This is a genomic window from Gammaproteobacteria bacterium (genome assembly GCA_016712635.1).
Classification (GTDB): Bacteria; Pseudomonadota; Gammaproteobacteria; order SZUA-140; family SZUA-140; genus JADJWH01.
Window position 1 is genome coordinate 444,338 of sequence record JADJQS010000006.1, and the last position, 21,840, is coordinate 466,177.

The following is a 21,840-nucleotide window of genomic DNA, read 5'->3' on the forward strand; positions in this document are numbered from 1 at the left end:
GGTGTGAACGGCAAGGCCGGGGAAGGGGCGCTCTACGGCATCCATGCCGTGCTCGGGGTGCTGAAACAGCGTCCGGGGGTGATCCATGCCCTGTGGCTCTCGCAGGAGGCGCGCAATCCGCGACTGGACGAGATCCGGACGCTGGCCCTGCAGCACCGCATCCCGCTCAAGACGGTCACCCCCGATGAGCTCAACCGCCGTGCCGCGGGCGAACGCCATCAGGATGTGCTCGCCCTGTTCGACCCGGCCGGCATCGTCTTTTCCGAGCATGACCTTGACGCGCTGCTGGCGCAGGCCGGTCCCAATCCCTTGCTGCTGGTGCTCGACGGCGTGCAGGACCCGCACAACCTCGGCGCCTGCCTGCGCACCGCTGACGCCGCCGGCGCGCATGCGGTGATCATCCCCAGGGACCGCGCCGTCGGCATTACCCCGGTGGTGTGCAAGGTGGCGAGCGGCGCGGTCGGGCATATCCCCCTCGTCCAGGTCACGAACCTCGCGCGAACCCTGCGCGGCCTGCGCGATGCCGGCATCTGGCTGGTGGGTACGGACATGGCCGGCGAGACTCCGCTGCACCGGTCCGACCTCAACCGCCCGCTGGCCCTGATCCTGGGGGCGGAGGAGAAGGGGCTGCGCCGCCTGACGCGCGAGGCCTGCGACTGGCTGGTCTCCATCCCCATGGCCGGCGCGGTTGAGAGCCTCAACGTCTCGGTGGCCGCCGGCATCTGCCTGTTCGAGGCCCGCCGCCAGCGCCTGTCCGCCGAGGTAAGCAAATGATTTGTCCGTAATTGCGCGCCGGACACGATTCCACTACAATACCCCGCCTGTAGCCCCGGTTACACAAACAATTCGATCCACTCCTTGCCTTACCGCCGCGTGCGGAAGGCTGCCAACCCGTAAGGAGCGCTATGAGACATTACGAAATCGTCTTTCTGGTCCACCCTGACCAGAGTGAACAGGTGCCCGCCATGATCGAGCGTTACCGCTCGACCATAGAATCCAGCGGCGGCAAGATCCACCGCCTGGAAGACTGGGGCCGGCGCCAGCTCGCCTACCCGATCGACAAGATCCACAAGGCCCACTACGTTCTGATGAACGTCGAGGTGGGCAAGCCTACGCTCGACGAGCTCACCAGCGCGTTCCGTTTCAACGACGCGGTCATCCGCAATCTGGTGATCCAGCGTGACGAGGCGGTCACCGATGCATCGCCGCTGATCAAGCTCGCCGGCAAGGAAGATGGCGCGGAGTCCCACGCACGCAGTGCGAGACCGGCCGCCTGAGGACCGCCCGTCCGCGGCGCTGACGGCCGCGGAGAACCGGGTGGTGCTGGAGGGCGAAGTTTTCCGGGCGCCTGAGACGCGATTCACTCCCGCCCGGATCCCGCTTACCCGCTTCACCCTCGAGCACCGCTCGCGCCAGACCGCCGGAGGCATTCAGCGCGAGGCGCGCCTGCGGCTGGTGGTGGTGGCCTCCGGCATGGAACTGAGCCGCGCCGCCGCGGGTTTGCACCCGGGCGACCGGGTGCGGGTCGAGGGTTTCCTCGCCCGCGGCAGCTACCAGGCGGGGGACCAGGAGCTTGCCCTGCAGGCTGACGTGCTCCGGTGTCTGTAGCGGGGAGATGACGATGGACAGGATGTGGGTTTCAACCAACTTTGCATGATGAGGACAGGAACATGAGAGATTCGAATCCGAGAGACCGTGATCGTGGCGAGCGCGGTGACCGCGACAGTCGCGGCGGCCGCGGCGGCGGCAGCCAGTTCCGCCGCAAGAAGTTCTGCCGTTTTACCGTGGAAGGCATCAAGGAAATCGATTACAAGGATGTGCAGCTGCTGAAGAACTACGTGCTGGACACCGGTAAAATCGTGCCCAGCCGCATCACCGGCACCAGCGCCAAGTACCAGCGCCAGTTGTCCACTGCGATCAAGCGCGCACGCTTCCTGGCCCTGCTGCCCTACAGCGACACGCACTCGTAACGGCGCTTGACCGTCCGTCCGGGACCCGGGCGGAGGGAGTCGGTGCGGCGCTGGAGCCGCGCCGGCAGCGTCCACAGGATCAAAGGCAGCCTCATGCGGGCAATCGCGGAATTTATCCTGCGCGGAAGGATCCAGGCTCTGCTGCTGGTGATCGGCGGCGCCGCCCTCACCGCGCTGCTGCCGATCTTCAACCACGTGAGCGGCGGGGCGCTGGCGCTGGTCGCCCTGCGCAATGGGCCGCGCGAAGGGGCCGTGCTGGCTCTGGCGGCGGCCTTTGCCGTAGGCGCAGTGGCATACCTGGCGGCCTTCGATTCGGCACGGATCGAGATCTTCCTGCTCGTCATGGTACTGCTGGTCTGGTTGCCGGTGCTGGTGACCGCGCAGATATTGCGCAACAGCCGCTCCATGGGAATGGCGCTCGCGGCTGCTGCCGCGGTGTCTGCGCTGGTCGTGATCGGCTTCCATGCCGCGGTGGGGGATGTACAGACCTGGTGGCGCGAGCTGATGCAAGAGATGCTCGTACCCCTGCTGCAACAGGCGCAGACCGGACTGCCCGTGGAAGACATGGACAAGCTGGTCGAGACCCTGGCCAGGGTGATGACGGGGATCCTCGGGGCGACGGTGCTGTACACGGCGATGACGAACCTGTTCATCGGGCGCTGGCTCCAGGCCGCCGTGTACAATCCGGGCGGATTCCGCGCCGAATTCTACGCCATCCACCTCGGCCGCTGGATGGCGGGCACGGCGCTGGTGCTGCTGGCGCTGTCCAATTTCACCGGCGGCAGCGTCGCCGGGGCCTCGCTCGACCTGCTCTTTCTGGTCGGCGCGGTGTATTCGCTGCAGGGCCTGTCACTGGTGCATGCCGTGGTGGCAGCGACCGGCAGGCATTCCGGGTGGCTGGTCGGCATGTACCTTCTGATGCTGTTCGCCCTGCCGCAGGTGGTGCTGGTGCTGTCGGCCGCCGGTTTCGTCGACAGCCTGATGGATTTCCGCGCCCGCTTCAGAAAGGCAGGGGTTCCGCCTCAACGCCAGGATGGGCCACCCCCGCCCGGACCGGACAGTGCAACCTAGTTTTGTTAAACGGGTGATGGATATTGAGGTGAAGGGCGAAGGGTATTGGGTGATGAGCAAATGTCCGGTGACGAGCTAACTGATTGTAAGTACACATTACTCATCACCCATTACGCATTACCGTTCAAGTCGGATTATAGTTAAGCGAGCAACGAGGTAGACGACAATGCAAGTGATTTTGCTGAACAAGGTGGAGAACCTGGGCAACCTGGGTGACGTGGTCAACGTCAAGCCGGGCTATGGGCGCAACTTCCTGATCCCGACCGGCAAGGCCGCGCCGGCGACGGAGGAAAACCGCACGGCTTTCGAGACCAAGCGGGCCGAGTACGAGCGCGCGGCGGCGGATGCGCTGGCCGAAGCCCAGGCGCGCCGCGACCGTCTGGCCGGAATGACGGCGGTGATCAAGCGCAAGGTCGGTGACGAAGGCAAGCTGTTCGGCTCGGTCGGTACCGCCGACATTGCCGACGCCTTCACGGCGCTCGACACTCCGGTGAAGAAACTCGAAGTGCGCATGCCGAGCGGGCCGATCCGCCAGACCGGTGTGTACGACATCAGTCTGCATCTCCATCCCGAGGTCAACGTCGACGTCAAGGTCGAGGTGGCAGGCGAAGAATAAGCCCGGCCGTGATGCCGGCAATGGGGGATCTATCCAGGTGCAGGCCATGCAGGAACTCGTGACCAGCCCCGCCGGTGCGGTGCGCGTGACGGATCCTCTGCGTATCCCGCCGCACTCGCTCGAGGCGGAGCAGTCCGTGCTGGGCGGACTGATGCTGGACAATTCGGCCTGGGACGCGGTGGCGGATGCGGTCACGGAAGGCGATTTTTACCGCCACGACCATCGTCTCATTTTCCGCGCGGTCAGCGACCTGTGTTCGCGCAGCGAGCCGGTCGACGTGGTGACGGTGTCGGAGTGGCTGGAACGGCACAAGGATCTGGACAAGGCGGGCGGTCTCGCCTATCTCGCGGAGATCGCCAACAGCACGCCGAGCGCGGCGAACATCAAGGCCTACGCCGGCATCGTGCGCGAGCGCTCGGTGTTGCGCCAGCTGATTCACGTCGGCACCGAGATCGGCAACGCCGCCTTCAACACCGAGGGCCGCGACTGCGCCCAGCTGCTCGACCATGCGGAGCAACTGGTGTTCCGCATCGCCGAGCAGGGCCGGCCCAACCAGAAAAGCTTCAGGTCGATCCGCGACCTGCTGGTCGACGTCACCGACCGCATCGACAAGCTTTACCACCAGGACAGCCCGTACACCGGCGTGCCGACCGGTTTCACCGACTTCGACGAGCGTACCTCGGGCCTGCAGTCGTCCGACCTCATCATCGTCGCTGGCCGCCCCTCGATGGGCAAGACCAGCTTCGCGATGAACATCGCCGAACATGCCGCCATCAAGAGCCGTGTGCCGGTCGCGATCTTCTCCATGGAGATGCCCGGCGAACAGCTCGTCATGCGTCTGCTGTCCTCGCTCGGCCGCATCGACCAGCACCGCGTACGCACCGGCCGGCTCAGCGACGACGACTGGCCGCGCCTGACCTCGGCGATGAGCATCCTGAGTGAGGCGCCGTTGTTCATCGATGACACACCGGCGCTCAACCCGACCGAGCTGCGCGCGCGTGCCCGCCGCATCAAGCGTGACCATGGCCTGGGACTGATTGTCATCGACTACCTGCAGCTGATGCAGGTGCCCGGCACCAAGGAGAACCGCACCAACGAGATCTCCGAGATCTCGCGCTCGCTGAAGGCACTGGCGAAGGAGATGCAGGTGCCGGTGATCGCGCTGTCGCAGCTCAACCGCGGCCTCGAGCAGCGTCCCAACAAGCGCCCGGTGATGTCCGACCTGCGCGAGTCGGGCGCCATCGAGCAGGACGCCGACCTGATCGCCTTCATCTACCGCGACGAGGTCTACCACGAGGACAGCCCGGACAAGGGCATCGCCGAGATCATCATCGGCAAACAGCGCAATGGTCCCATCGGCACCGTGCGCCTGACCTTCCTCGGTCCGTATACCCGCTTCGAGAACTACATCGAAGACTCCTACAGCGAGGCCTATGCATGACCCGCCCGGTGCGGGCAGTGATCGACCTCAAGGCGCTGCGGACGAATCTGCAGCGCGTGCGCGCCGCCGCGCCGCTCGCGCGCGTGCTGGCAGTGATCAAGGCCAACGGCTATGGCCACGGTCTGGCGCGCGTGGCGGAGTCGCTGCACGACGCCGACGCCTTCGGCGTCGCCAGCGTGGAGGAGGCGCTGGTGCTGCGCGAGGCGGGCATCGCCCATCCCATTGTCCTGCTGGAAGGCTTCTTCGAGCCCGGCGAACTCGCCGAGATCTCGCGCCACCGCCTGTCCATCGTAATACACCATGAACACCAGCTGCAGATCCTGGAAAAGACCGACATCGCACGGCCGATCTCGGTCTGGATCAAGGTCGATACCGGCATGCACCGCATCGGCTTCCCGCCGGAGCAGGTCGCCGGTGTCTACCAGCGCTTGCGCGGCAGCAACAAGATCGCGGCGCGCATCCGCCTCATGACGCATCTCGCCAACGCGGACGATCGCAACGACGGCTACACCGGGCGTCAGCTCGCCGACTTCGTCGCGGCGGTGGACGGCCTCGACGGCGAGCGCAGCGTCGCCAATTCGGCCGGCGTGCTGGCCTGGCCGCAGACGCACATGGAATGGGTGCGCCCGGGTATCATGCTCTACGGTGTTTCGCCCTTCCTCGACAGCGTCGCACAGCAGGAGGGGCTCAGTCCGGTCATGACGCTGAACTCGCGGCTGATCGCGATCAACCGGTTCAGGCGCGGAGATACCATCGGCTACGGCGGCAGCTGGATCTGCCCCGATGACATGCCCGTGGGCGTGGTCGCGATCGGTTACGGCGACGGCTATCCGCGCAGCATGGCAGCAGGCGCGCCGGTGCTGGTGCGCGGACAGCGCGCGCCGGTGGTCGGCCGCGTCTCCATGGACATGCTGTGCATCGACCTGCGCAATCTGCCGCAGGCGCAGATCGGCGACGAAGTGGAACTGTGGGGGCGGAACCTGCCGGTCGAGGAGGTTGCGCGCTTTGCGGGCACCATTTCCTATGAACTGCTGTGCGGTATCACGCAGCGCGTGCCGATCGCCGAGCAGGGCTGAACCGGCCCCGACCATGAGCGCCATCACCAAGGGACGCGGCGGCAGCGCAAAGACGGTCTATACCTGCACCCAGTGCGGCGCGCAGGCGCCGAAATGGGCCGGACAGTGCGGCGAGTGCGGCGCATGGAACAGCCTGGTGGAAGAGGTGCAGCGCCCGGTGACGACCCGCAAGCGCGGCGGTTTCGCCGGTGCCCCGGCGCAGACCGGCAGCCGCCTGCTCGCCGAGATCGAACCCGCACACGAGATGCGCACGAAGACCGGGCTCGACGAGCTTGATCGCGTGCTCGGCGGCGGACTCGTGCGCGGCTCGGTGGTGCTGATCGGCGGCGACCCCGGCATCGGCAAGTCGACCCTGCTGCTGCAGACCATGGCCGCGCTGTCGCAGGCCTATCCCACCCTCTACGTCACCGGCGAGGAATCGCTGCAGCAGGTCAGCCTGCGCGCGCAGCGCCTCGGGCTCGATGCGAGCCGCATGCGCGTGCAGGCCGAGACCGGCGTCGAGCAGGTGCTGGCGCAGGCGATGACCGACAAGCCCGCCGTGATGGTGATCGACTCCATCCAGACCATGTACACCGGCGAGCTGCAGGCCGCGCCCGGCGCGGTGAGCCAGGTGCGCGAGTGCGCTGCACAGCTGGTGCAGTACGCCAAGCAGACCGGGGCCGCGCTGTTCCTCGTCGGCCACGTCACCAAGGAGGGCGTGCTGGCCGGCCCGCGCGTGCTCGAGCACATGGTGGACACCGTGCTGTATTTCGAGGGCGATTCCGGCAGCCGCTACCGCGTGATCCGCGCGGTGAAGAACCGCTTCGGTGCGGTCAACGAGGTCGGCGTATTCGCCATGACCGAGCACGGCCTGCGCGGCGTGAGCAATCCGTCGGCGATCTTCGTCTCGCGCCACGAGACGCCGGTGTCCGGCAGCGTGGTGATGGTGACGCGCGAGGGCAGCCGGCCGTTACTGGTCGAGGTGCAGGTGCTGGTCGCCGAGAGCCACGCGCCGAGTCCGCGCCGCCTTGCCGTCGGCCTCGAACCCAATCGCCTCGCGATGTTGCTCGCAGTGCTGCAACGCCACAGCGGTGTGGCGATGTACGACCAGGACGTGTTCGTCAACGTCGTCGGCGGCGTGCGCATCACGGAGACCGCCATCGACCTTCCCGTCGTGCTGGCCGCGCTGTCCAGCCTGCGCAATCGCCCGGTGCCGAGCGACACCGTGGTGTTCGGCGAGATCGGCCTCGCCGGCGAGATCCGCCCGGTCCCGAACGGCCAGGAGCGCCTGAAGGAGGCCGCCCAGCACGGCTTCACGCGCGCCATCATCCCCAAGGCCAACAAGCTTGCCCGGACTGCCGTCCCCGGCATCGAGATCCTCGCCGTACAGCGCCTCGAAGAGGCGGTGGATCTGCTCTAGCCGTGCCGAGGGGGCGAATTTTCCACTCCGTCCCCATTGCAGCGAACATGCCTGGCATTCAAGCCTTGCTTTCCCGCGGAAAGTGCGCGAAATTCGTCGTGACTCCAACTAACAGGACGCCTGCATGCGCGCTGCGGTCGAGGTGATGACGATGGCCAGAAAGCCCGAGCTGAAAAATGACAATCCGCAATATCGGCTGTTGCGCGAGGGTCATATCAAGGAATTCAATGAAAGCAAGTGTCGCGGCGAGCGCAGCGACCTGACCCATAGCGACTTTCGCGGGATCGACCTGCGCGGACTGGATGCCGACGGCCTCGACCTGCGGGGCTGCTATTTCCGCCAGGGCGATCTCCGCGGGATCGATTTCACCAATACGAATCTGGAAGGCGCCAGCATCCATGCGACCAAGATCTCGGGCACCTACTTCCCCCCGGAGCTGAGCGCGGATGAGATCACGTTGTCGCTCCAGCATGGCACCCGTCTGAGATATCCGGTGCGCAAATGACCTTGCACAGGGCGCCGTACGGACCGATCAGCCGGTATGGTCATTATCGTGCCAGCCGGCTGAAAAACCGGGCCGGCTGTTTTCTGCGCCCTTCCTTGTATCCCCCGGCTCCAGCAGCGCGCTGATCCCGCCTCTGCGGCCTGTCGGCAGATCCCGCGCCCGGTCACCCGAGCATTCAGCAGACCCCGTGCCCCAGGCGCAGGCCTGCCGGGCGTTGCCGTCCCGTTGCCGCCTGGCCGATATGGTCGCGCGCATCGTGACGCGTCGTGCCCGGATAACTCGTCCCTGCGACGGACACGCGGCGGGGGCTGGCAGGATCGGGGCGAGAAGGTCTGCCGAGGGCGCGGCTAAGGTTCGGGGTCTCCGATGCCGATCCCAGTAAGGATTGGCCGCCACCAGCGTAAGAATATGCGACATATATATAGAATAAACATAGAAACCATATTCAAATACACATTTAACATATTGAATAAATTATAAATAAGGCGTATATTTCTTGGCATCCTCCCAGTTAAGGCCGAGCTGCGGCATGAGTCTCCGCGCTATATATCAAGCCCTTGTTGCTGCGTGTATTTTGATGCTGCTGGGGGGCTGCAGCAGTTCGGAAACCCGCATGCCGGGCGATGACAACGGCAATCCGGACGACCCGCTCGCGGTCGATGAGATCACTTCTGAAAACGCGGTCATGCTGTCCCGCTCCTCGCTGGACCTCGTCAGCCGTCTGGTCGTCATCGGCCATATCACGATTGCGATGGTCAGGGACAGCATGGACATCATGAACAACCCGTCCCGTGTCCAGGGGGATCTGGTCAACATACCGGAATGCGCCTCGAGCCCCGCCGGGTACGGTCCCGAAACGAACCGGATCACCTACATGGTCTTCGGCGACGGATTCCGGCTGCCGGCCGGGGATGCGCTGCACGTCGCCCTCGCGCAATGCACGGTGGAGGGCAATCTGCTCGACAATTCCTTCGTCGATATCGCCGGTCTCGAAATCAGCGGCGATCCGTCCGCGGCCTCCGGCAACTGGAGTATCGAGGCGTTCATCTCGCTCGGCCCCGTTCAGTTTATCAACGACAACGGCACCCTGACCTCGATCACGGACAACATCATCATGACGGCGTCCCGGAGCAGCGGGGTGACTACCATGACGCTGGCGGTCGGCTCTGATGCCGGCACCGGCCAGGTGGGCGGCCTCAATGCCCAGCTGATGTCCTATCCGCCGGTCGCGGGCGTGCGGTCGATCAACTACCAGTTGCGGCCTTTTTATCTCGTCGTGACCGATGATGCGAACACCCAGGAATACAGCGTGGCCGTGCAATCGCATCCGACAGACGGCGCCAGCATACTGAACCGCTATGTCTCGAATCCCGGCAGTGAGATATTGCTCAGGGTCTCGACGAATTCCTCGCCGGTGCTGTGGTCCGCCGGGCGTCCGGACGATTTTTCCGATACGCCTGCCGCCGGCGCGGTCCGGTTCAGCGAAACCGATTGCACCTCTTGCGGGAGCATCCTCGCCACCGTGCAGGGCGACGGCGTCGCGCTCACCATCAATGATGGCGCGGCCGTGACCAGCGATATCGTCGAGTGGGCGGACCTCGTGGCGCCGCCCGATCTCGAGCCCGGTACGTGATCCGCCAGGAAGAAGTGCGATGCGTGTACTGCGGACCCTGTTAAGGGGACAGATTTATAAATCTGTCCCCGTTTTATATCCGCCGCTGGAAAGCATAGTGATTTAAGACATCTCCCGCCTGCGGTCTCTCATGCCAGCAATCTGGCCAGCACCCGTTCATAGATGCGCGACAGGCTGTCGAGGTCCTCGACGTTCACGCACTCGTTAATCTTGTGGATACTCGCGTTGAGCGGTCCGAGTTCGACCACCTGGGCGCCGGTGGGTGCGATGAAGCGCCCGTCCGAGGTGCCGCCGGAGGTGGACAGCCGCGTGTCGTATCCCGCGACCTCGCGCACCGCGGCGCGCAGCGCGTTGACGAGTTCAGCCGGCTGCGTCAGGAAGGGTTCGCCCGAGAGGCGCCACTCCAGCGTGTAGTCGAGCCCGTGTCCTCTCAGCACGGATTCCACCTTCGCCTTCAGTTCATCCGCCGTGCTCCCGGTGGAATAGCGGAAATTGAACAGCGCCTCGATGCGGCCGGGGATGACGTTGTCCGCGCCGGTGCCGGCGTTCAGGTTGGAAAACTGGAACGTCGTCGGCGGGAAGAACTCATTGCCGCTGTCCCACTGCAGGGCGCACAGCTCGGCCAGCGCCGGCGCGAAACGGTGAATCGGGTTGTCGGCCAGATGCGGATAGGCGATATGGCCCTGCACGCCGCGGACGGCGAGCGTGCCGCCGAGCGATCCGCGCCGGCCGTTCTTGATCACGTCGCCGATCCGCTTTTCGCAGGTCGGTTCACCGACCAGACACCAGTCGATCTGGGTGCCGTGCTGGGTCAGGTAGTCCATCACCTTGCGCGTGCCATCGATGGACGGACCTTCCTCGTCGCTGGTGATCAGGAAGCCGATCGACCCCTTGTGCGCAGGATGCGCGTCGATGAAGCGTTCGCAGGCGGTCACCATGGCGGCCAGGCTGCCCTTCATGTCGGCGGCGCCGCGCCCGTACAGATGGCCCTCGCGCACGGTGGGTGTGAACGGGTCGGATTGCCACTGGTTCAGCGGACCGGTGGGCACCACATCGGTGTGGCCGGCAAAGGCGAACAGGGGCGATCCCGCACCGCGGCGTGCCCAGAAATTCTCGACCTTCCCGAATGGCAGGCGTTCGATATGGAAGCCCAGGTCTTCCAGGCGTTCGATCATGAGTTCCTGGCAGCCGGCGTCCTGCGGCGTGACGGAAGGGCAGGCGATCAGGGCCTTGGCGAGTTCAAGTGTGTCGGACATCGGGCTATGCGTTTCGGTTGTCGGGAGGGTATGTCGGGCGGGTCGCGGCGGCGGTCCCGTTGGCTGTGGCCATTATAGGGCAAGCCGGTGCACGAGGCATCCGGTCAGACCGTCCTCGGAATGACGCCCATCCGAGTCGCAGACAGCGGAGTAAATGCACCGCGGTAATGCAATCCCGACCGCTCTTGCTGTCTTCTGGTGCGCATCTGGTGATGGATCCGTGGGCTCAATCTCCGGTGACACCCGGGCAGACGGCGGTCGCTATCCATAATTTAAATCATATATATCCATTAACTGTTTATTTATTAAATAAATCGATTCTCAGTGCGATGCGCGCGTGCGGCCGGTTCGAAAGAATGCGGTTGCGGCGGCAGGAATTGGCAACAAACCTGCAATAGCCTCGATATATGGCAGAGAAGAGGGCGAGGACGGCGCGTCCTCCGCACACCGCCGCCCCGGGACGATGAAGGGAGCGGCACTGAGCGGGGGATCGCGCGCTGCGGACGGCTGGCGTGCGGCACTGTCCCTGGGGTTCCGTCGCGACGGCATGCGCACGGTGCTCGCCCACCGGTCCGCCTGCGGTCCGCTGCAGGTGCAGCGGCCGTTTTATCCGGAAGGGGGCGTGTGCCATGTCTACCTGTTGCACCCCCCGGGCGGGATCGTCGGCGGCGATCGACTCGAGATCAGCGGCAACGTCGATGCCGGCGCCGAGGTGCTGCTTACCACGCCGGCCGCGGGCAAGTTCTATCGCAGCGCGGGATGCCGGGCGGAACAGACGCAAACATTCGCGGTGGCGCGGGATGCCGCGCTCGAGTGGCTGCCGCAGGAGACCATCGTGTTCGACGGCGCGCTCGCGCGCAGCTCGACGCGGGTCGAGCTCGCGCCCGGCGCGCGCTTCATCGGCTGGGAGATCGTCTGTCTCGGCCGTCCCGCGGGCGGGGAACGATTCAGGCATGGCGTGTTTCTGCAGGGCATGGAGGTGTATCGCCAGGGACGGCCCTTGCTGCATGAACGCAATCGTTTCGACGGCGGCGGCGGGATGCTCGATGAAAACTGGGGCCTGGGCGGGCGCCCGGTGTCCGGCACACTGGTCTGCACCGGCAGCGGCGAGTCCGATCTGGCCGCGGTGCGCGAGGCCCTGGGCGAGGATGCGGGAGATGAGCTGACCGGCGCCACGCTGCTCGATGAGCTGTTGCTGGTCCGCTTCATCGGAGGCGGCGCGGAGCGTGCGCGCGAACGCTTCATACGGGCGTGGGAGGCGCTGCGGCCGCGGATACTGGGCCGGCCGGCGCAGCGACCGCGGATCTGGAATACGTGAGCATCCCTGCGCAGATTGCGATGCCGGGCATGATTGTGAACAGCCGCAGCCCGCGGCGCCAGGCCGGCAAATACAGACATGGTAACGGAGAGACGCTGCGATGGAGCTGACCCCGCGCGAGAAAGACAAACTTCTTATCTTTACTGCCGGCCTGCTGGCCGAGCGGCGCAAGGCCCGCGGCCTCAAGCTGAACTATCCCGAGGCGGTGGCCTACATCTCGGCCGCAATCCTCGAGGGCGCGCGCGACGGTCGCAGCGTCGCCGAGCTGATGGGCTACGGCGCCACGCTGCTCACGCGCGCCGACGTGATGGAGGGGGTCGCCGAGATGGTCCCGGATGTCCAGGTCGAAGCGACCTTTCCCGACGGCACCAAGCTCGTGACCGTCCACAACCCTATCGTATGAGGAGGCGACGATGATCCCCGGCGAGGTCATTACTGCAGAGGGCGAGCTCGAACTCAACACCGGACGCGCCACCGTGACGCTGAGCATCGCCAATACCGGCGACCGCCCGATCCAGGTCGGCTCGCATTACCACTTCTACGAGACCAACGCGGCGCTCGCGTTCGACCGCGAGGCGGCGCGCGGCTTCCGTCTCGACATCCCGGCCGGCACCGCGGTGCGCTTCGAGCCGGGCCAGACCCGCACGGTGCATCTGGTACGCTACGCCGGCGCGGGCCGTGTGTACGGATTCAACGGAAAGATCATGGGGAAACTCTAAGGTGGCGAAGATACTGCGACGCGCATACGCGGAGATGTACGGTCCCACCGTCGGCGATCGGCTCCGGCTGGGCGACACCGAACTGTGGATCGAGGTGGAGCAGGACCGCACGATCTACGGCGAGGAGGTCAAGTTCGGTGGCGGCAAGGTCATCCGCGACGGCATGGGGCAGAGCCAGTCGAGTTCCAAGCAGGTGGTCGACTGTGTCATCACCAACGCGCTGGTCGTCGACCACTGGGGCATCGTCAAGGCGGACATCGGGCTCAAGGACGGGCGCATCGCCGGCATCGGAAAGGCAGGCAACCCGGACGTGCAGCCCGGCGTCGACATCGTCGTCGGCCCCGGCACCGAGGTGATCGCGGGCGAGGGCCTGATCGCAACCGCCGGCGGCATAGATGCTCACATCCACTTCATCTGCCCGCAGCAGGTGGAGGATGCGCTGATGTCCGGCATCACCACCATGATCGGCGGCGGCACCGGTCCGGCGGCCGGCACCAATGCCACCACCTGCACGCCGGGACCGTGGAACATCGCGCGCATGCTGCAGGCGGCCGACGTGCTGCCGATGAACCTCGGCTTCCTCGGCAAGGGCAACGCCAGCCTGCCGCAGGCGCTGGAGGAGCAGGTCGCCGCGGGCGCGATGGGGCTCAAGCTGCACGAGGACTGGGGCACCACGCCGGCCGCGATCGACAACTGCCTGGAGGTGGCGGAGAAGTACGACGTGCAGGTCGCCATCCACACCGACACGCTGAATGAATCGGGCTTCGTCGAGGACACGTTCGCCGCCTTCAAGGGGCGCACGATCCACACCTATCACACCGAAGGCGCCGGCGGCGGCCATGCGCCCGACATCATCAAGGCCTGCGGCGAGACCAATGTGCTGCCGTCCTCGACCAATCCGACGCGACCCTACACGGTCAACACGGTGGATGAGCACCTCGACATGCTGATGGTCTGCCATCACCTCGACCCGAACATCGCCGAGGACGTCGCGTTCGCCGAATCGCGCATCCGGCGCGAGACCATCGCGGCCGAGGATATCCTGCATGACCTCGGCGCATTCTCGATGATCAGCTCGGACTCGCAGGCGATGGGCCGCGTCGGCGAGGTCGTCACACGCACCTGGCAGACCGCTCACAAGATGAAGGTGCAGCGCGGCGCTCTGGCCGGCGACCCTGCGCGCCACGATAACGCGCGCGTCAAGCGCTACGTCGCCAAGTACACCATCAATCCGGCGGTCGCCCACGGAATCGCCACTGAGGTCGGTTCGATCGAGGCGGGCAAGCTCGCCGACATCGTGCTGTGGCGTCCCGCCTTCTTCGGTGCGAAGCCGGCGCTGATCATCAAGGGCGGGCTGATCGCTGCCGCGCCGATGGGCGATCCCAATGCCTCGATCCCGACGCCGCAACCGGTTCACTACCGGTACATGTTCGCGGCCCTGGGCGGCGCCTGCGCCGCGACCAGTGTGACCTTCGTGTCACAGGCCGCCCAGCAGGCGGCTGTCGCCGGCCGCCTCGGCCTGAGGAAGCGCACGGTGGCCGTGTCCGGCACCCGCCGCATAGGCAAGGCGGACATGGTCCATAACGATTATCTGCCGCGGATGGAGGTCGACCCGCAGACCTACCAGGTGCGCGCCGACGGCGAACTGCTGGTATGCGAACCGCTGGCCGTGCTGCCGCTGGCGCAGCGGTATTTCCTGTTCTGAGGCATGAAGGGTGAGGGGTGAGGTGTCAGGCGTGAGGGGTGAGGAGGTACGCATCCAGGACGCGGACTTCCGTGGCTCGGATCCGCTCACGGGTTTCAGCCATGCTTTCGAAATTTAACGCCTCACACCTGACACCTCACCCCTCACCGGCACATGATGAAACTGAATGAAATCGTCCACCCGTCCGAGGCTTCGGCCACAAGCCTGACGCTCACCTTCGAGCTGCGCCAGCGCAGCCGGCAGCGCGTGACGCTGGATGACGGGCGCGCGGCGGCGCTGATGCTGGTGCGCGGCACGGTGCTGCGCGGCGGAGACCGCGTGCGCGCGGATGACGGCACCGTCGTCGGCGTCGTGGCCGCGCCGGAACCGGTCTCCACGGTGTCCTGTCCGGATCCGCACCTGCTCGCGCGCGCCTGTTACCACCTCGGTAACCGTCATATCCCGCTGCAGGTCGGCGCCGGCTGGCTGCGCTATCAGCAGGATGCTCGGTCCCGCGCTGCTGGCGCTGCTGCGCCTGAGCAGCTCCTCGCTGCCGGTCGGCTCGTTCGCCTATTCGCAGGGCATGGAATACGCGGTGGAACAAGGCTGGATCGGCGACGAGGTGACCACGCGCGGCTGGGTCGCAGGCCTGCTGCAGCATAGCCAGCGTCATCAGGACATGCCGCTGTTCGCGCGCCTGTACCGCGCCTGGTCGGCGGGCGACGCGGCGGGCGCCAGCCGCTGGAATGCCCGCCTGCTGGCGGCGCGCGAATCCCGCGAACTGCATGCCGAGGAGATCAACGTCGGCGCCGCGCTGGCGCGCCTGCTCGCCGATCTCGGTATCGACAGGGCGAGGAAGGGCGCGGTCTTTCCGCAACGGCCCGCGGAGGAGGCGGGGGAGATCGATCCGCCGCCGGGATATACCGCGATGTTCGCCCTGGCCTGCGTCGAATGGCGCATCCCGCTCCGGGACGCGGCCTGCGGCTTTCTGTGGTCCTGGTGCCAGAACCAGGTCGCCGCCGCGATCAAGCTGGTGCCGCTGGGCCATACCGCGGGCCAGCGCATCCTGCAGGCGCTGATCGCGCTGATCCCCGCCGTCGTGGATCAGGCCCTCGCGATCGAGGACGATGACATCGGCTTCACCGCTCCGGGGCTCGGCCTCGCGAGTGCGCGGCACGAGGGGCAGTATACGCGGTTGTTCCTCTCATAGAACTTGGGAGAAACGGGCATTTGAAGACTGTGATACAGGTGTGGAGTCAGGCGTGAGGTGTGAGGAGAAATATCAAAGCCGAGGGTTTGACGCCTGACACCTCACGCCTCACACCTTACCGTTCTTGATGGAGATTGACATGACCAAGCAAACCTTACGGGTCGGCATCGGCGGCCCGGTCGGATCCGGGAAGACGGCGCTGGTCGACGCCCTGTGCAAGCGCATGCGCGATCGCTACAACATCGCCGTGGTGACCAACGACATCTACACGCAGGAGGATGCGCAGTTCCTCGTGCGCAGCCAGGCGCTGGCGCCGGAACGCATCATCGGCGTGGAGACGGGCGGCTGCCCGCACACGGCGATCCGCGAGGATGCCTCGATCAACCTGGTGGCGGTGGACCGGCTGTGCCAGCGCTTCCCCGGCCTGGACCTGGTGCTGGTCGAGAGCGGCGGCGACAATCTGAGCGCGACCTTCAGTCCTGAGCTGTCCGACCTGACGATCTACGTGATCGACGTTGCCGCCGGTGACAAGATCCCGCGCAAGGGCGGGCCCGGCATCATCAAGTCCGACCTGCTGGTGATCAACAAGATCGACCTCGCGCCCCACGTCGGCGCCTCGCTCGAGGTGATGGACGGCGACGCCCGCAAGATGCGCGGTGCGCGCCCGTTCGTGTTCACCAACATCAAGACCGGCCACGGCCTCGACGTCGTCGAGAATTTCATCCGCGAGGCAGGGCTGCTCGACGTCGCCTGAATCCCGGCTGCATCCGCAACCCGGATGCAGCGCAGCGGAATCCGGGGGTGCTGTGCGACAATCTCCGGATTACGGCGTTGCGCAACCCGCGCCGCCTGCCTGCCGCGTGATTTTATAATATTAACATTCATGTAGATACGATCACTTCCTCCGGTTCATTCGCATTTGTAAATCGCGCCGGAACGGACCCGTCGCTGTCTTGTCTCAATAGACAGGAGTAATCTGACCGCACGGAGGTTGAAACCCGCCTCCCGATCACGCAGAGCAGCCCGGCAGGCTGCGGGAGTCGATCATGAGGATACTTGTCCGGTTGTTGTCGATCCAGTTGTTCGTGCTGTTGTTTTCCCTGCCCGATGCGCTGCGTGCGGAGGAGGATCCGGCCTTCAGCCAGCGCGAGCTCGACCGCATGCTGGCGCCGGTCGCGCTGTATCCCGATGTCGTGCTGACGCAGGTCCTGATGGCCGCGACCTATCCGCTCGAGGTCGTGGAGGCGGCACGCTGGAGCCGGGACAATCCCGGACTCGACGGCGCCGAGGCGGTGGATGCCGTTGCCGCCGAGGACTGGGACGCGAGCGTCCAGGCACTGGCCGCGTTTCCACGCCTGCTGGCGCGCATGGACGAGGAGCTGGAGTGGACCAAACAGCTTGGCGACGCCTTCCTGTTTCAGCAGGGCCAGGTCATGGACACGATCCAGGACCTGCGGCGGCGCGCCTACGAGGCCGGCAACCTGGATTCCCTCGAGTACGCGCGCGTGTTCCGCGACGGCGACATGATCGTGATCGAGCCGGCGGATCCGCGCGTCGTCTATATCCCCTATTATGATGCGCGCGCGGTCTACGGCCGCTGGTGGTGGCCGGCGTATCCGCCTTATTACTGGGCCCCGCCGCCGGGATATTACGCCCGGGCGGGATTCTACTGGGGCGGCGGCGTGCTGTGGTCTGCAGGGATCCATCCCGGCTACTTCAACTGGCCGCACCGCCATGTGGTGATCGTAAAGCCGCGGTCATATCCGCACAAACCCGGTTATGCCCATTGGCGTGACCACGGTGCGAAGGGCGACTCCCGTCAATGGAAGCACGACCCGCGCCACCGCCGCGGAGCGGTGTATCGCGACCGCGGCTACGAGCATCCCTACGCGCGACTCCGCGCCTCCGAGCGAACGCGCGACAGCGCCGATCGCCAGGCCGGGCGGGCGCATGACGGACAGTATCGTCCAGGAATGCATGCCGGGCGATCCACAGCGGGCGACCGGCGTGACGGGAAGGGGAAATACAGCGCCAGCCTCGACAAGCGCCGCGCGGGACTGGACAAGGAGCGGCGTTCGCAGCCGGATCGTTTCACGGATCGCAGGCGGGATGTCAACCGTTCGCGGCACGCCGAGGGCCCGCGCGACATGGATTCCGGCGGCCGGCGCGGTGCGGACCGCGACGATGCTGCGCGTTCGCCGCGCGCGCAGGGTGTGCAGCGTGGAAACGCTAAAGGGTCGGATCGTTACGAGGTGCCGCGCGGCAGCGTGCGCAGCCCCGAATTCGGGCGCGCGACCCGGCACGGCGCCCCCTCCCGCGCATCTGCGTTTGACAGACGCGGGGGATGAGACGGGGGTGAATCTGTCGCCGTCTCCGCTGCTTGTGCGATCCGGCGCCGCGTTCATGCTGTGTCTCGCGCTGAGCGTCCATGCGGGCGGCTCCCACTACGGCGTCGCGCCTGGCGCACCGGACAGCTTTGAGGGGAAGGTCAGCGAGTGGCCGGTGCCGACCCCCGAGTTCGCCCGCGATCCGGCGCCCGCTCCCGACGGCAGCATCTTCATCGCGGTCATGAACGGCAACAAGGTCGCGCGCTTCGACCCGGCGACCGGGACCTTCCGGGAATGGGACATGCCGCCGGGGCACCATCCCCATGGCGTGCTGGTCGATCGCACCGGCATCGCGTGGACGACCGGCAACCGCAATGGCACTATCGGGCGGCTCGATCCCGCCACCGGCAGGGTCACTGAATTCACCACCTCGGGCGCCGGCACCGGGCCGCATACCATGGCGCTCTCCCGGGACGGTACGAACCTGTGGTTCACGATGCAGAAAGGGGACGCGATCGGCCGGCTCGACACGGCAACCGGGAACATCACGGAATACGCCTCTTCCGGCGGGCCTTACGGCATCACGCTCGATCGCGCGGGCAATGTATGGTGGTGCCGCATGGGCGACGACACGCTGGGCCGGCTCGACGTCAGGAGCGGCAGGATCGACGCGCTCGACATGGGGGAAGGGTCGCGTCCGCGCCGGATCGCCGCGGCGCCGGACGGCACGCTGTGGGTGACGCTCTACGGGAACGGCAGGCTCGCCAGGGTCGATCCCGCCGCGATGAAGGTCGTCGGCGAGTACCCGTTGCCGGCGGGCGATGCGGGCCCGTACGCGGTCACGATCGACGGCGCCGGCATCGTGTGGGCCAATGAGATCAGGACCGACACTGTGGTGCGTTTCGATCCGCGCCGCGAGGAGATGCGCGTCATCGACCTGCCATCCTCGGGGGTCGGCATCCGCAAGATGGTCGTCGACGGCGCGGGCCGCCTGTGGTACATGGGCTCGCACAACGGGCGCCTGGGGATGATCGAGTAATCCCCGGGACAGATTTATTTATACACACCCCTGCAAGCCGCCGCGGCATCGTCCCGGCGTGAATAAATAAATCTGTCCCCGCTGAGGCGCCCCGGTGTACCCTATGCCGGCGTCAAGAATACAGACACATCGCAGAAGCCCCGCATGATCCGCAAGCTGAAACTCCCGGCCCTGATTGCCGCCGGCCTGATCCTGCTGTACGCCGCGGCCGGATTCCTACTCGTGCCTGCAGTTGCGCGGTCACAGGCGACGGACATCCTGCAGGAAAACTATCGCCTCGGCCTTGAGATCGGGAAGCTCCGCTTCAATCCCTTCACCTTCACCGCGCGCCTTGAGCGGGTCAGCCTGAGCGCGCCGGACGGCAGCCGGCTGCTGGCCTTCGACGCCTTCAGCGCGGACTTCGAACTGCGTTCGCTGCTCGAGCGCGCCCTGGTCTTCAAATCCTTCGCGCTGACGCGGCCCTATGTGCACATCCACCTGCGTGCGGACGGCACGGTGAACCTCATCGATGCCTTCGCCGGTGCGGCCGGACAGGAAGCCGCCGGCGAGGAGCCGGGCGCAGCACCGCCGGCAGTGCTCATTGGCGACCTCGCGCTGACCGGCGGCGACCTCCATTTCACCGACGACTCGCAGGGCCGCGCCTTCGATGAGCACTTCACGCCGCTCGAGCTGCGCGTGCAACACCTGTCGACGCGGCCGGAGGACCGCACCGACCTCGTCGGGCTCGGCATCGCCATCGGCGAGCACGGGCGCCTGACGGTCGCCGGAGACCTCTCCGCCATCCCGACCCGCTTCGATGTGAAGCTCGCCGCGCAGGACATTCCGCTGGCCACCTTCCAGCCCTACCTGGCCGGGCGCCTCCCGGCGGAGATCGGCGACGGCAAGCTGTCCTTCGAGCTGTCGCTCAGCCACGGCCAGGCCGGGCAGGACTCCAGGCTGGCGGTCACGGGATCGGCCGTGATCGCCAGCCTCGCGGTCCGGCTCAAGGACCGTGACGACGTGGTGCTCGCCTGGGACGAGGTGAAGGCGACCGGCATCAGGCTCGACCTCGCGCCCGACCGCCTCGCCGTGGACGAGGTCGCCGTCGCGGGGCTGGACACCGCGTTCAGGATCTACGCGGACGGGCGCACCAATATCGGCGAGGCCGTGCGCCAGGCGCACGGCGGACCGCCGGAGGAGGCGGAACCGCCGGCGCACCCCGATCCCGCGGAGCCAGTAGCGCCGGATGGAGCCGCGTTTCCGTACGCGATCGGCCGCGTCGCCGTCAGCGCGTCGGGCCTGCTGTTCAGCGATGAACAGATCCGGCCGAACGTACGGGTGCGCATCGAGGATCTCGCCGGCGAGATACGCGACATCGGGTCCGATACCGCCACCAGCACGACCATCGCGCTCACCGGCCGCGTCGGTGAGTACGGCAAGGCAGAGATAGGCGGTGCGGCCCGCCTTGCGGCGCCGAAACAGGATCTCGAGGCGAAGGTCGCCTTCAACAACATCGAGCTGACCTCGTTCTCGCCCTACGCCGGCAAGTTTGCCGGCTACACCATCGACAAGGGCAAACTGTTCCTCGACCTGCGCTACACCCTGGCCGATGGCCGCATCAAGGGCGGAAATCACGCCGTGTTCGACCAGTTCGAGCTCGGCACCAGGGTAGAGAGCGAGGATGCCACCAGCCTGCCGGTCAGGTTCGCGCTGTCCCTGCTGCGCGATCGCGAGGGACGCATCGAGATCGATCTTCCGGTCGAAGGCGATGTCGATGATCCAGGCTTCCGCCTGGGCCCGCTCATCGTCAAGGCCCTGGTCAACCTGGTCACCCGCATCGTCACCGCGCCGTTCAGTTTCATCGCGGACATGTTCGGCGGCGGACCGGACATGGAGTACGCGCTGTATGACGCGGGCAGTGGCGTGCTGTCCGCCGCCGAGCGCGACAAGATCCTGCCCCTGTCCAAGGCGCTCGCCGCGCGGCCGCGCCTCGTCGTCGAGATCCAGGGCTGGGCCGATCCCGGGGGCGACGGCGACGCCATGCGGCAGGCCAGGCTCGATGCCCTGCTGGCGGCGGCCGCGCCGGATGCGGCGCAGCAAGAGAGCAGCGAGGACAGGGTTGTACCTCTGTCCCCATCCGCGGCGGTGCTCGCAAGCGCCTACGATGCCTTCTTCGGCGCCGGCGCCGCGGAGGCGCTGCGTGTCGAGCTGGCGGCGGCAGCGGGTGGTAATGGGGACGGATCGGAAAATCCGTCCCCAACATCTGATCCGGGAACCGGGGACAGATTTACAGATCTGTCCCCATCCCCGAATGCGGCTGCCGGGACCGCCGATCCCGCAGCCGATATGGCAGCATTCGAGGCCGGGCTGCGCGCCCGCCTGCTCGCCGCACAGCCGGTTGCCGAGGAGGAACTGGCCGCGCTCGCCTATACGCGCGGGCAGCAGGTGATGGACCTGCTCGTGCAGGAGGGCGGCATCGCGGCGGAGCGTATCTTTGTCCGTCGCGGTGAACTCGCCACAGAGGGCGAGGGTACAAGGGCGAAACTGATCCTCGACGCGCGCTAGCGATAGAGATCCTCATTGGGGACAGATTTCAA

At 66.4% G+C, this 21,840-nt stretch carries 21 protein-coding genes; 20 read left to right on the forward strand and 1 reads right to left on the reverse strand.

Going from position 1 to position 21,840, the window contains the following annotated elements; genetic code table 11:
- Window positions 1-3: 3 nt before the first annotated feature.
- From rlmB to IPK65_09035, 11 genes are all read left to right on the forward strand, one after another.
- The gene (gene rlmB / locus IPK65_08985) at window positions 4-774 is read left to right on the forward strand and encodes a 23S rRNA (guanosine(2251)-2'-O)-methyltransferase RlmB (protein MBK8163261.1); all 771 of its coding nucleotides are present in this window, start codon (window positions 4-6) and stop codon (window positions 772-774) included.
- 131 nt (window positions 775-905) lie between these two features.
- A complete protein-coding gene (gene rpsF, locus IPK65_08990; protein ID MBK8163262.1) occupies window positions 906-1,277 on the forward strand; it encodes a 30S ribosomal protein S6 in 372 nt (123 codons plus the stop codon).
- Window positions 1,258-1,608 (forward strand): primosomal replication protein N, encoded by a 351-nt coding sequence (priB, locus tag IPK65_08995; GenBank protein ID MBK8163263.1) that lies wholly within the window; start codon window positions 1,258-1,260, stop codon window positions 1,606-1,608. The genes rpsF and priB overlap by 20 nt, the downstream gene beginning before the upstream one ends.
- A gap of 62 nt (window positions 1,609-1,670) precedes the next feature.
- Window positions 1,671-1,970, forward strand: coding sequence for a 30S ribosomal protein S18 (locus tag IPK65_09000; GenBank protein ID MBK8163264.1), 300 nt, complete (start codon window positions 1,671-1,673; stop codon window positions 1,968-1,970).
- 42 nt (window positions 1,971-2,012) lie between these two features.
- Window positions 2,013-3,041, forward strand: a complete 1,029-nt coding sequence (locus IPK65_09005; GenBank protein MBK8163265.1) for a hypothetical protein — start codon at window positions 2,013-2,015, stop codon at window positions 3,039-3,041.
- Window positions 3,042-3,207: 166 nt separating this feature from the next.
- Window positions 3,208-3,657: a 50S ribosomal protein L9 gene (gene rplI, locus IPK65_09010; protein MBK8163266.1), complete on the forward strand. Its 450-nt coding sequence runs from the start codon at window positions 3,208-3,210 to the stop codon at window positions 3,655-3,657.
- 46 nt (window positions 3,658-3,703) lie between these two features.
- Entirely contained in the window at window positions 3,704-5,098 is a 1,395-nt protein-coding gene (dnaB, locus tag IPK65_09015) for a replicative DNA helicase (GenBank protein ID MBK8163267.1), read from the forward strand.
- Complete coding sequence (gene alr / locus IPK65_09020; protein MBK8163268.1) at window positions 5,095-6,174, forward strand: alanine racemase; 1,080 nt, start codon at window positions 5,095-5,097, stop codon at window positions 6,172-6,174. The genes dnaB and alr overlap by 4 nt, the downstream gene beginning before the upstream one ends.
- A 13-nt stretch (window positions 6,175-6,187) precedes the next feature.
- On the forward strand, window positions 6,188-7,573 hold the full coding sequence (gene radA / locus IPK65_09025) for a DNA repair protein RadA (protein MBK8163269.1): 1,386 nt from the start codon (window positions 6,188-6,190) through the stop codon (window positions 7,571-7,573).
- 124 nt (window positions 7,574-7,697) lie between these two features.
- On the forward strand, window positions 7,698-8,078 hold the full coding sequence (locus IPK65_09030; protein ID MBK8163270.1) for a pentapeptide repeat-containing protein: 381 nt from the start codon (window positions 7,698-7,700) through the stop codon (window positions 8,076-8,078).
- Between the two features lie 613 nt (window positions 8,079-8,691).
- On the forward strand, window positions 8,692-9,711 hold the full coding sequence (locus IPK65_09035) for a hypothetical protein (protein MBK8163271.1): 1,020 nt from the start codon (window positions 8,692-8,694) through the stop codon (window positions 9,709-9,711).
- 128 nt (window positions 9,712-9,839) lie between these two features.
- Here the strand turns inward: IPK65_09035 and dapE are convergent, their stop codons facing one another.
- Entirely contained in the window at window positions 9,840-10,967 is a 1,128-nt protein-coding gene (gene dapE, locus IPK65_09040; GenBank protein ID MBK8163272.1) for a succinyl-diaminopimelate desuccinylase, read from the reverse strand.
- A gap of 463 nt (window positions 10,968-11,430) precedes the next feature.
- Between dapE and IPK65_09045 the strand changes: the two genes are divergently transcribed.
- The 9 genes from IPK65_09045 (at window position 11,431) to IPK65_09085 (ending at window position 21,808) form a co-directional block, all read left to right on the forward strand.
- Complete coding sequence (locus IPK65_09045) at window positions 11,431-12,285, forward strand: urease accessory protein UreD (GenBank protein MBK8163273.1); 855 nt, start codon at window positions 11,431-11,433, stop codon at window positions 12,283-12,285.
- 100 nt (window positions 12,286-12,385) lie between these two features.
- A complete protein-coding gene (ureA, locus tag IPK65_09050) occupies window positions 12,386-12,688 on the forward strand; it encodes an urease subunit gamma (GenBank protein MBK8163274.1) in 303 nt (100 codons plus the stop codon).
- A 10-nt stretch (window positions 12,689-12,698) separates the two neighbouring features.
- The gene (locus IPK65_09055) at window positions 12,699-13,004 is read left to right on the forward strand and encodes an urease subunit beta (GenBank protein ID MBK8163275.1); all 306 of its coding nucleotides are present in this window, start codon (window positions 12,699-12,701) and stop codon (window positions 13,002-13,004) included.
- Window position 13,005: 1 nt separating this feature from the next.
- Window positions 13,006-14,709 carry an urease subunit alpha gene (gene ureC / locus IPK65_09060; GenBank protein MBK8163276.1) on the forward strand — a complete coding sequence of 568 codons (1,704 nt, stop codon included), beginning with the start codon at window positions 13,006-13,008 and terminating at the stop codon, window positions 14,707-14,709.
- A 153-nt stretch (window positions 14,710-14,862) separates the two neighbouring features.
- Window positions 14,863-15,351, forward strand: coding sequence for a hypothetical protein (locus tag IPK65_09065; protein MBK8163277.1), 489 nt, complete (start codon window positions 14,863-14,865; stop codon window positions 15,349-15,351).
- 686 nt (window positions 15,352-16,037) lie between these two features.
- A complete protein-coding gene (gene ureG / locus IPK65_09070) occupies window positions 16,038-16,652 on the forward strand; it encodes an urease accessory protein UreG (protein MBK8163278.1) in 615 nt (204 codons plus the stop codon).
- A 292-nt stretch (window positions 16,653-16,944) separates the two neighbouring features.
- Window positions 16,945-18,246: a DUF3300 domain-containing protein gene (locus IPK65_09075; GenBank protein MBK8163279.1), complete on the forward strand. Its 1,302-nt coding sequence runs from the start codon at window positions 16,945-16,947 to the stop codon at window positions 18,244-18,246.
- Between the two features lie 7 nt (window positions 18,247-18,253).
- Entirely contained in the window at window positions 18,254-19,264 is a 1,011-nt protein-coding gene (locus IPK65_09080; GenBank protein ID MBK8163280.1) for a hypothetical protein, read from the forward strand.
- A gap of 144 nt (window positions 19,265-19,408) precedes the next feature.
- Entirely contained in the window at window positions 19,409-21,808 is a 2,400-nt protein-coding gene (locus IPK65_09085) for a DUF748 domain-containing protein (GenBank protein ID MBK8163281.1), read from the forward strand.
- The last annotated feature ends 32 nt before the right edge of the window (window positions 21,809-21,840 follow it).

What these genes read in the sequence shown, in the direction of transcription:
- rpsF (MBK8163262.1), top strand. Translation starts at nt 906, where the DNA reads ATGAGACATTACGAAATCGTCTTTCTGGTCCACCCTGACCAGAGTGAA.
- IPK65_09000 (MBK8163264.1), top strand. Translation starts at nt 1,671, where the DNA reads ATGAGAGATTCGAATCCGAGAGACCGTGATCGTGGCGAGCGCGGTGAC.
- rplI (MBK8163266.1), top strand. Translation starts at nt 3,208, where the DNA reads ATGCAAGTGATTTTGCTGAACAAGGTGGAGAACCTGGGCAACCTGGGT.
- dnaB (MBK8163267.1), top strand. Translation starts at nt 3,704, where the DNA reads ATGCAGGAACTCGTGACCAGCCCCGCCGGTGCGGTGCGCGTGACGGAT.
- alr (MBK8163268.1), top strand. Translation starts at nt 5,095, where the DNA reads ATGACCCGCCCGGTGCGGGCAGTGATCGACCTCAAGGCGCTGCGGACG.
- radA (MBK8163269.1), top strand. Translation starts at nt 6,188, where the DNA reads ATGAGCGCCATCACCAAGGGACGCGGCGGCAGCGCAAAGACGGTCTAT.
- IPK65_09030 (MBK8163270.1), top strand. Translation starts at nt 7,698, where the DNA reads ATGCGCGCTGCGGTCGAGGTGATGACGATGGCCAGAAAGCCCGAGCTG.
- IPK65_09035 (MBK8163271.1), top strand. Translation starts at nt 8,692, where the DNA reads ATGCCGGGCGATGACAACGGCAATCCGGACGACCCGCTCGCGGTCGAT.
- dapE (MBK8163272.1), bottom strand. Translation starts at nt 10,967, where the DNA reads ATGTCCGACACACTTGAACTCGCCAAGGCCCTGATCGCCTGCCCTTCC.
- IPK65_09045 (MBK8163273.1), top strand. Translation starts at nt 11,431, where the DNA reads ATGAAGGGAGCGGCACTGAGCGGGGGATCGCGCGCTGCGGACGGCTGG.
- ureA (MBK8163274.1), top strand. Translation starts at nt 12,386, where the DNA reads ATGGAGCTGACCCCGCGCGAGAAAGACAAACTTCTTATCTTTACTGCC.
- IPK65_09055 (MBK8163275.1), top strand. Translation starts at nt 12,699, where the DNA reads ATGATCCCCGGCGAGGTCATTACTGCAGAGGGCGAGCTCGAACTCAAC.
- IPK65_09065 (MBK8163277.1), top strand. Translation starts at nt 14,863, where the DNA reads ATGATGAAACTGAATGAAATCGTCCACCCGTCCGAGGCTTCGGCCACA.
- ureG (MBK8163278.1), top strand. Translation starts at nt 16,038, where the DNA reads ATGACCAAGCAAACCTTACGGGTCGGCATCGGCGGCCCGGTCGGATCC.
- IPK65_09075 (MBK8163279.1), top strand. Translation starts at nt 16,945, where the DNA reads ATGAGGATACTTGTCCGGTTGTTGTCGATCCAGTTGTTCGTGCTGTTG.
- IPK65_09085 (MBK8163281.1), top strand. Translation starts at nt 19,409, where the DNA reads ATGATCCGCAAGCTGAAACTCCCGGCCCTGATTGCCGCCGGCCTGATC.